General features: G+C 71.2%; 11 protein-coding genes. 8 read left to right on the top strand and 3 right to left on the bottom strand.

The window, feature by feature from the left end; translation table 11 throughout:
• Positions 1 to 472: NUDIX domain-containing protein (locus tag AB0B48_RS30100; RefSeq protein ID WP_357207385.1), on the bottom strand; the 472-nt coding region annotated here is incomplete at its 3' end.
• A gap of 64 nt (positions 473 to 536) precedes the next feature.
• Between AB0B48_RS30100 and AB0B48_RS30095 the strand changes: the two genes are divergently transcribed.
• Entirely contained in the window at positions 537 to 1028 is a 492-nt protein-coding gene (locus tag AB0B48_RS30095) for a type II toxin-antitoxin system PemK/MazF family toxin (protein ID WP_357207382.1), read from the top strand.
• A gap of 87 nt (positions 1029 to 1115) precedes the next feature.
• Here the strand turns inward: AB0B48_RS30095 and AB0B48_RS30090 are convergent, their stop codons facing one another.
• A complete protein-coding gene (locus AB0B48_RS30090; protein WP_355010001.1) occupies positions 1116 to 1760 on the bottom strand; it encodes an NAD(P)H-dependent oxidoreductase in 645 nt (214 codons plus the stop codon).
• 222 nt (positions 1761 to 1982) lie between these two features.
• Between AB0B48_RS30090 and AB0B48_RS30085 the strand changes: the two genes are divergently transcribed.
• Together AB0B48_RS30085 and rox are read left to right on the top strand one after the other, a co-directional pair.
• A complete protein-coding gene (locus AB0B48_RS30085) occupies positions 1983 to 2921 on the top strand; it encodes a phosphotransferase (protein WP_357207378.1) in 939 nt (312 codons plus the stop codon).
• Between the two features lie 164 nt (positions 2922 to 3085).
• Positions 3086 to 4513, top strand: a complete 1428-nt coding sequence (rox, locus tag AB0B48_RS30080; protein WP_357207375.1) for a rifampin monooxygenase — start codon at positions 3086 to 3088, stop codon at positions 4511 to 4513.
• Between the two features lie 4 nt (positions 4514 to 4517).
• Here rox and AB0B48_RS30075 read toward each other — a convergent pair whose 3' ends face one another.
• Positions 4518 to 5168, bottom strand: a complete 651-nt coding sequence (locus AB0B48_RS30075; protein ID WP_357207372.1) for a GGDEF domain-containing protein — start codon at positions 5166 to 5168, stop codon at positions 4518 to 4520.
• 264 nt (positions 5169 to 5432) lie between these two features.
• Here AB0B48_RS30075 and AB0B48_RS30070 point away from each other — a divergent pair, with 264 nt between their 5' ends.
• The 5 genes from AB0B48_RS30070 to AB0B48_RS30050 all read left to right on the top strand — a co-directional run.
• Positions 5433 to 5672: a DUF397 domain-containing protein gene (locus tag AB0B48_RS30070; protein ID WP_091406718.1), complete on the top strand. Its 240-nt coding sequence runs from the start codon at positions 5433 to 5435 to the stop codon at positions 5670 to 5672.
• A 142-nt stretch (positions 5673 to 5814) separates the two neighbouring features.
• The gene (locus tag AB0B48_RS30065; RefSeq protein WP_357207369.1) at positions 5815 to 6702 is read left to right on the top strand and encodes a helix-turn-helix transcriptional regulator; all 888 of its coding nucleotides are present in this window, start codon (positions 5815 to 5817) and stop codon (positions 6700 to 6702) included.
• Between the two features lie 123 nt (positions 6703 to 6825).
• Positions 6826 to 7869 carry a substrate-binding domain-containing protein gene (locus AB0B48_RS30060; RefSeq protein ID WP_355009997.1) on the top strand — a complete coding sequence of 348 codons (1044 nt, stop codon included), beginning with the start codon at positions 6826 to 6828 and terminating at the stop codon, positions 7867 to 7869.
• Between the two features lie 2 nt (positions 7870 to 7871).
• A complete protein-coding gene (locus AB0B48_RS30055) occupies positions 7872 to 8075 on the top strand; it encodes a hypothetical protein (RefSeq protein ID WP_170158647.1) in 204 nt (67 codons plus the stop codon).
• A gap of 98 nt (positions 8076 to 8173) precedes the next feature.
• On the top strand, positions 8174 to 8507 hold a 334-nt coding region (locus AB0B48_RS30050; RefSeq protein WP_357207366.1), incomplete at its 3' end, for a protein kinase.

The raw sequence follows: 8507 nt of genomic DNA, 5'->3' as shown, positions 1-8507 counted from the left end.
GGAAGGGCGTGATCAGTCGGGGCAGCTGACCCGGGTAGAAGCGTTCCCCGCTGGCCACCACGTCGGCCAGCGGCCACCAGCGGAAGCCGAAGTAGTCCTCCCGCTCGTAGTCGAGCCGGTCCGTCTCGTCCACGTCCGGGCCGGGACCGGCCAGTCGTACGGCGACGATCACCTCGTCCTGAACGTGCCGCAGCTGGCGGTGCAGGAAGCTGGCCCGTCGCCGCCAGGTCGGCGCGCCCACCTGGTCGGCGGTGACGATGATGCCGGTCTCCTCGCGCAGCTCCCGCACGGCGGTCTCGCGGTGCGTCTCGCCCGGCTCCATGCCGCCGCCGGGCAGCTCCCACCAGGTGCCCAGCCGGGGGTGCTCCGGGTCGCGGGTGTGGAACAGCAACACCCGGTCGGAGTCGTCGGTGACGACCACACGCACCGCGCGCCGCTCGAGGATCGGCAGGTCGTCGGGCAACTCGTCCATCGGTCCAGTCTGCCGCAGCGCTCCGGCTCGGGAAGTCCGCAGGGGGGCCGGTAGGCTGCCCGCCGTGGCTGGTCTGTTGAGGAACGTGGCGCAACGCATCTCCCGGGTGGGCTCGGTCATTCCGTCGCCCCGGCGCACCGGGCCCTCCCCGGCGCGGGTGGCCCGCCCCCGCCAGGTGAACGCGTTGCAGCGGCGCGAGCTGAGCTACGCGCCGGAGGTCGACGGCCAGGCCGACCCGGGTGAGATCGTGTGGACCTGGGTGCCGTACGAGGACGACCCCCGCCAGGGCAAGGACCGTCCCGTGCTGGTGGTCGGGCGACACAGCCGGACGCTGTTCGGGCTGATGCTGTCCAGTCAGAGCGAGCGCGACGGGCAGCGGCACTGGTTCGCGCTCGGGCCGGGTGAGTGGGACCGCGACAACCGGCCGAGCTGGGTCCGGCTGGACCGGGTGCTCACCATGCGCGAGGACAGCATCCGCCGGGAGGGCGCCGTGTTGGACCGGCCCCGGTTCGACCGCGTCGGGCAGGCGTTGCGCGCCGGTTACGGCTGGCGCTGACCGCGCCGGGTGCGGATCGGCGGCGGGCCGTGCGCGGAGCTGCCCAACAGTAGGCGGCCCGGGCGGTGACGCCCCTGGCGGTGAGGTCTATTCGCGGCTCGGACCGACCGCGGCGCCCTTCGCGTCCGGCGGCGGGTACGGCTGATCGGCGAGCAGCCGGGCCAGGTGGGCGCTGTTGAGCGCGAGGGCCTTGGTGGTGCGGCCGGTGGTGTCCGGCTTGGGGCCGGCGTCGCGGTAGTCCACCGTGTGCAGCGCCTCGCCGACCCAGTAGGTCGCGCCGGCGGCGGCGACGGTGAAGCCCACCTCGTTGAGCGCCCCCTGCACCTCGGCGATGCTGTGGTGCGCGCCGTCCTCGTTGCCGACGACCGCGACACCGGCCACCTTGCCGTAGGTGAGCAGCCGTCCCTCGTCGTCGGTCTCGGACAGCTCGGCGTCGAGGCGTTCGAGGACCATCTTGGTGACGCTCGCGGGCTGGCCGAGCCAGATCGGGGTGGCGATGATGAGGATCTGGGCGGCGAGCAGCTTGGCGCGGATGGCGGGCCAACCGTCGCCGTGGCCCTCGTCGGTCGACACCCCGAAGCGCACGTCGTGGTCGACCACCCGGACGATCTCGCCGTCCACGCCCTGACGGGCCAGTTCGGCCAACACCTCCCGGCCCAGTTGCTCGGAGCTGGAGGGGGCAGGCGACGGCTTGAGGGTGCAGTTGAGTACCAGCGCACGAATACTCGGCACGAGGGGTTTCCTTCCGTCGGTCGGCTGGGCCACCCCTCCGCGTACCCGAATCATCTCCGCCCACGCCCCTCACCAGGCACACGTGATCAAGAGGTTTGCGTCAGAATCCGGGCCGACAGTGACGCGAACTTCTTGATCACCGCCAGCAGGCGGGGTGGGGTGGGTGGGTGGGTGGACGTGGTGGGGTGGGTTTGGGGGGAGTTTGGGCTTTGGCTGTCCACCGTGGACGAGGTTTCGCACGGGGCTGATCCGCGGGCTCGGCTCTGGCGGGGTGAGACGGGCGACGGCGAGCGGTATGCCGTCAAGGTCAGCGGTGGCGGTACGCCGGCCGGCCTGATCGTGACCGCGCACCTGGCCGAGCGAGGCGTGCCAGGTGTCGCGGCGCAGGTCCGCACCTGCGACGGACGCCTGTACGCCGAGCGTGACGGGCACCGCCTGTCCGTGGTCCCGTGGGTGTCCGACCTGCGGGCGCTGGACGGCCCGATGAGCGAGGCGCACTGGCGTGCCTACGGCGAACTGCTGGCCGCCGTGCACGCGGTGCCGGTGACCGACGAGTTGAAACGGCTGCTGCCAGGCGGCGGTGACGCGTACCCCTCGATCGTGGCCGCGACCCGGGACGTGGCCGGACGGCTCCGCGACCAGGCCGACTCCGGTGATCCGCTGGTTGCCGAACTGGCCGCCGTCTGGGCGGCGAACGCCGACCGGGTGTCCACGCTGCTCCGTGGGGTCGAGCGACTCGCCGTCGACCGGTCGGGGCCGGCGGTGGTCTGCCACGGCGACCCGCACCTGGGCAACCTCCTGCTCGGCCCGGACGGCCAGGTCTGGTTGATCGACTGGGACGACGCGGTGCTCGCCCCACCCGAGTGCGACCTCATGTTCGTCCTCGGCGGGGTGCTCGCCTTCGCGCCGATCACTGCCGAGCAGCAACAGGCGGTGCTCGCCGGCTACGGCAGGACCGACATCGACCCGCTGCGCCTGGCCTGGTTTCTCGCGGTCCGCGCTCTCGACGACCTCAGCGACTGGACCCGCCAGGCGTTGGACCTCGACGTCGAGCCGGCCGACCGGGACCGGGCCGCTCGGATCGTGCGGGGGCTGGTGTCACCGGTGGGTCTGGTCACCCTCGCCGACGCGGCAGTGCGCGACCTCGACCGGCGGCTCTGAGCGGCGACCACGTCGCCGTCTACGCCGGATAAAAAGAAAGGCAAAGAGCGAATGCGCTCTCTGCCACCTCCAACATATATCGCACCGGGGGCCTTGCGGCAAGACCCGGGTGATGCCGCAGAATCTCCAGCCGACGCCCAAACCTGGGAAAATCGGGAGATTACATGATCGATGTCATCATTGCCGGCGGCGGGCCGACCGGCTTGATGTTGGCCACCGAGTTACGGCTGCACGGGCTGCACGCGCTCGTGCTCGAGAAGGAGACCGAGCCGACCAGCTACGTCCGCGCGCTCGGCCTGCACGCGCGAAGCATCGAGGTGCTGGACCAGCGAGGTCTGCTGGAGCGGTTCCTCGCGCTCGGAACGCAGTACCCGGTCGGGGGCTTCTTCGCCGCGATCCCCAAGCCGTCGCCGGGCGGGCTGGACACCGCACACGCGTACGTCCTCGGCATTCCGCAGACCATCACCGACCGTCTCCTGGGCGAGCACGCCAGCGAGGTCGGCGTCGAGATCCGGCGCGGCAGCGAACTCGTCGGGCTCAGCCAGGACGACAACGGGGTGACCGTGCGGCTGGCCGACGGCACGCAGTTGCGTTCCCACTACCTCGTCGGCTGCGACGGCGGTCGCAGCACCGTCCGCGGGCTGCTCGGCGTCGGCTTTCCCGGCGAGCCCAGCAGCGTCGAGACGTTGCTGGGGGAGATGGAGGTGGGCGTGCCACCGGAGAAGGTGGCCGACGTGGTGGCCGAGGTCCGCAAGACCCATCTCCGATTCGGTCTCGGGCCCCTCGGAGACGGGGTGTACCGCGTCCTCGTCCCGGCCGAAGGGGTGGTCGAGGACCGCACTGTCCCACCGACCATCGAGGACTTCAAACACCAACTGCGGGTGTACGCGGGCACCGACTTCGGTGTCCACTCACCGCGCTGGCTCTCCCGCTTCGGTGACGCCACCCGGCTCGCCGAGCGTTATCGGGTCGGCCGGGTGCTGTTGGCCGGCGACGCGGCGCACATCCACCCGCCGACCGGTGGGCAGGGGCTCAACCTCGGCATCCAGGACGCGTTCAACCTCGGGTGGAAACTGGCCGCCGAGCTCAACGGCTGGGCGCCGGAGGGGCTGCTGGACAGCTACCACAGCGAACGGCATCCGGTGGCCGCGGACGTGCTGAACAACACCCGGGCGCAGATGGTGCTGCTCTCACCCGAGCCGGGGCCGCGGTCGGTGCGTCAACTGTTGTCGGAGCTGTTGGACTTCGAGGACGTCAACCGGTACCTGATCGAGAAGATCACCGCGATCGGGGTCCGCTACGACCTCGGCGCGGGGCACGAACTGCTCGGGCGTCACATGCGTGACGTACGGCTGAGGCGGGGGCGCCTCTACGAGCTGATGCGCGGCGGCCGGGGCCTGCTGCTCGACCAGACCGGCCAGCTCTCGGTCGCCGGTTGGGCGGAGCGGGTCGACCATGTCGTCGACGTCAGCGATGAGGTGGAGGTGCCCGCCGTGCTGTTACGGCCCGACGGTCACGTGGCGTGGGTGGGCGACGATCAGGCCGACCTGCTCAGCCATCTGCCCAGGTGGTTCGGCGCGCCCGTCAGCTGAACGGTCAGCGCTCGCCGAGGAACGCGCTGTCGACCAGTTGGCGGGGCGATCGGGCACCACCGAGGCTCTTCGCCTGGTACATGGCGGCGTCGGCGCGGCTGAGCGCGTCGGTGAGCTGAGCCGGACCGGTCACCGGGGCGAGCCCGACGGACGCGGTGACCCGGACGCTGCACCCGCTCAGCCGGATCGGCGCGGCGACGGTCTCGCTGAGCCGGCGGGTCGAGTGCTCGATCCAGCGCCGGTCGACGGTGGGGCTGGAGAGCAACCCGGCGAACTCGTCGCCGCCGAGGCGCGCCACGAGATTGTCCCCGGCGAAGCCGGCCAGCCGTTCGGCGACGCTGATCAGCACCTGGTCGCCGGCGGCGTGCCCGTACCGGTCGTTGATCTGCTTGAAGTCGTCCAGATCGAGCACCACGGCGATCAGCGGCTGGCCGGCGGCGTCGGTGAGCAGTGCGGCTGCCAGACGGTAGAAAGCGCGGCGATTGGGCAGCCCGGTCAGCGGGTCGTGACTGGCGGCGTGCCGTTCGGCGGCCAGTTCTGCCTGGAGGTGACCGATCTCGGCCTCGGCGCGCACCGCCCGTCGGCGTAGTTGCCAGGAGGAGAGCAGCGCGCCCGCCGCGCAGACGCCGGAGGCGATACTCATCGGATCCGGCACGAACCCTCCCATCGCCGCGACCGCCTCCAGCCTTCGGTTGACGCGGTACACCGCGTCGGGCCCAGTTTTGCCTGATCGTTGCCCGTCTGGGGGTAACACAAAGTGAACGGATGGGCACCGATCATGTGCGTTATCATGCTCGCCGTCGGGTGCAGATGCAATAGCAGATGCACGTGCAGAACCGTCCAATGTCGATACCGCACCCCCTCGCCGTCACCGCTCCTCCCACGGCCACCGGCGGGCTCGTAACAGAAAGACGCCCCCATGCAGCAGCCACCCAATGGCGTACCGATCCACCAGTTGCCTCCGCTGAGCTGGCAGAAGAGTCGCCGCAGCAACCCCAGCGGCAACTGCGTCGAACTGGCCGAACTGCCCGAGGGAGCGGGCATCGCGGTCCGCAACTCACGACACCCGGAAGGGCCGGCGCTCATCTACACGGTGGATGAGATCGCCGCCTTCGTTCTCGGTGCGCGGGACGGAGATTTCGACCACCTGATCAACTGACCGTCCCGGGGCGGGTCGTCCCGGCTACGAGACTGATTCACCGGCGCGGAGGAGTTCACCTCACTGTCGGTCCATGGCATGCTTACACGTCGGCCGGGCCGGGGCGCCCGGCCGTCGTGGGTCGGTGTCCGGAGGTCCGCACGTGACGATGGTTCCCGCCGAGGGTGGCCCGACAACCGGGCCGACCGTGCTGCGCATGCTGCTCGGCGCCCAACTGCGCCGTCTCCGGGAGTCCAGCGGGGTGACCCGGGAGGGCGCCGGCTGGGAGATCCGCTCCTCCGAATCCAAGATCAGTCGGATGGAGCTCGGCCGGGTCGGCTTCAAGGAGCGCGACGTCGCCGACCTGTTGACCCTCTACGGCGTCACCGAGGACCACGAGCGTGACGCGCTGCTCAAGCTCGCGCGGGACGCGAACAGCCCCGGCTGGTGGCACCGCTACGGCGACGTGTTGCCGTCCTGGTTCCAGTCGTACCTCGGCCTGGAGGCCGCCGCCGCGCTGATCCGCAGCTACGAGGTGCAGTTCGTGCCCGGCCTCCTGCAGACCCGGGAGTACGCCCGCGCGGTTGTGCTGCTCGGGCACGGCACTGCCGGTCCGGGCGAGATCGACAGGCGTGTCGCGCTGCGGATGCAGCGTCAGCAGTTGCTCCAGCGGCAGAACCCGCCGCAGCTCTGGGCCGTGGTGGACGAGGCGGCCCTGCGCCGGCCCATCGGCGGCGCGGAGGTCATGCGCGGCCAGCTCACCGCGCTCATCGAGGCGACCAAGTCGCCCCACATCCGGTTGCAGGTCATCCCGTTCGCCGCCGGTGGCCACGCCGCCGCCGGGGGTGCCTTCACCATCCTGCGCTTCGGCGACCAGGAGCTTCCGGACATCGTCTACATCGAACAGCTCACCAGCGCCATCTACCTGGACAAGCGCGACGATCTGGATTACTACGCGGTGGCCATGGAGCGGCTCTGCGTCGAGGCCGAGCCGCCCGAGCGTACGGCGGAGATCCTCGGCGGCCTGCTGAACGACCTCTACGCGGCCTGACCTTCGGCCGCGCTCCCACTCTCCGTTCACGTATTGACCGACGCCGACCGGTCGGGCTAGTCTCTGTATCGATACAGACTGGATCGATACAGAGAGGTGCCGGTGAAGCCAACACTGCAAGCCGTGGCCGACGCCGTCGGCGTCTCGCGCAGCACCGTGTCAAACGCCTACAGCCGCCCCGACCAGCTCTCCGCCGCCCTGCGCGAGCGGATCCTGGACGCCGCCCGGCAACTCGGGTACCCCGGCCCCAACCCCACCGCGCGCTCCCTGCGCCGAGGTTTCGTCGGGTCGATCGGGGTGCTGTTCACCTCGCAACTGTCGTACGCCTTCACCGACCCGTTCGCGGTCCGCTTCCTCGCCGGTGTCGGCGCGGCGGCCGAGCGGCACGGCACCAGCATGCTGCTGGTGCCGCTGCCACCGGCGGTGACCGACGCCCGGCAGGCGGTGGAGAACGCCGCCGTCGACGGGTTCTGCGTCTACTGCGTCGCCGACGAAGAGTGGGCCCTCGACGTGATCCGTCAACGCGGGCTGCCGTTCGTCAGCACCGCCGCCCGCGACGACGCCGGCGCCGACGAACGGTTCGTCGGCATCGACGAGCGGGCCGCCGCACGCAGCGCCGCCGCGCACGTAGCGGGGCTCGGGCACCGTCGGGTGGCGCTGCTCGCCGACTCCGTGCTGCCCGACGCGCCAGCCGGCCCGCTCACAGTGGCCGGGGTCGACCAGGTGCCGCATCCGACCACCCGAGGTCGGCTCAGCGGGTTCGCCGACGCCTTCGCCGAGGTCGGCGTCGGCTGGGCCGAGCTGACACTTGTCAACGTCCCCGGCAACAGCCGCCCGGCGGCAGCCGCAGCCGTCGCTGGGCTGTTCGACCAACCCGCACCGCCGACCGCCGTGCTGGCCGGCTCCGACGTCCTCGCGCTCGGTGTGCTGGACGCCCTGGCCGCACGGCCGGCCCACGATCGTCCCCCGGTCTCGGTGACCGGCTTCGACGATGTCCCCGAGGCCGCCGCTGCCGGCCTCACCACCGTCCGGCAACCGGCCGAGGAGAAGGGCCGGATCGCCGCCGAACTGCTGCTCGACCCGCCTGCGGACGCCGCGGCCGGTCACGTGCTGCTGCCCACCGCACTCGTCGTCCGGGAATCCACCGGACCGGTCCCAAGGAGTTGACCATGGAACTTCCCACCGGATACATCACCGCGCTCGACGCCATGAACCGGCACGTCAACTCGGCCCGACCGGACGCGCCGGTCCAGGTCGAACACCCCCGCCGGGCCCTGCTCGCCCCGACCCGGCAGGCCACCGCCCTCGCCCTGCGCCGGCTCGCCGACCGCATCCAACCGCGACCGCTGCCCGGCACCCCGCGCTGCTCCTGACCCGCACCAATCCCATTCCGGTACGCACGGGACGAACAGTGTGGGTCCGGGCACGCAGAGTGGTCGACTGCGGTGTTGCCAGGCAGACTGGTGAAGTTATGTCGCCGCTCACGCCCACTCTCCGCCTCCACGACCGCTACGTACTGCACGAGCGGATCGGTCTCGGTGGCATGTCCGAGGTGTGGCGAGGCGACGACGAGGTGCTCGGCCGGCCGGTGGCGATCAAGGTGCTCGCCGGGCAGTTCGCCACCGACCCACAACTGCGGGCCACCATCCAACGCGAGGCCCGCGCGGCCGCCCGGCTGACCCACCCACACGTGACCCAGGTGTACGACTACGCCGAGGCGACACTGGCCGGCGGCGTCGTGGTCCCGTACCTGGTGATGGAGCTCGTCGACGGCCACAACCTGGCCGACCGGCTGCGGACCGGGC

The sequence above is a fragment of the Micromonospora sp. NPDC049089 genome, from assembly GCF_040648775.1.
Lineage (GTDB): Bacteria > Actinomycetota > Actinomycetes > Mycobacteriales > Micromonosporaceae > Micromonospora.
The sequence above is the reverse complement of the archived record's forward strand: the minus strand, read 5'-3'. Positions and strand labels throughout refer to the sequence as shown.

What these genes read in the sequence shown, in the direction of transcription:
- rox (WP_357207375.1), top strand. Translation starts at nt 3,086, where the DNA reads ATGATCGATGTCATCATTGCCGGCGGCGGGCCGACCGGCTTGATGTTG.
- AB0B48_RS30055 (WP_170158647.1), top strand. Translation starts at nt 7,872, where the DNA reads ATGGAACTTCCCACCGGATACATCACCGCGCTCGACGCCATGAACCGG.
- AB0B48_RS30070 (WP_091406718.1), top strand. Translation starts at nt 5,433, where the DNA reads ATGCAGCAGCCACCCAATGGCGTACCGATCCACCAGTTGCCTCCGCTG.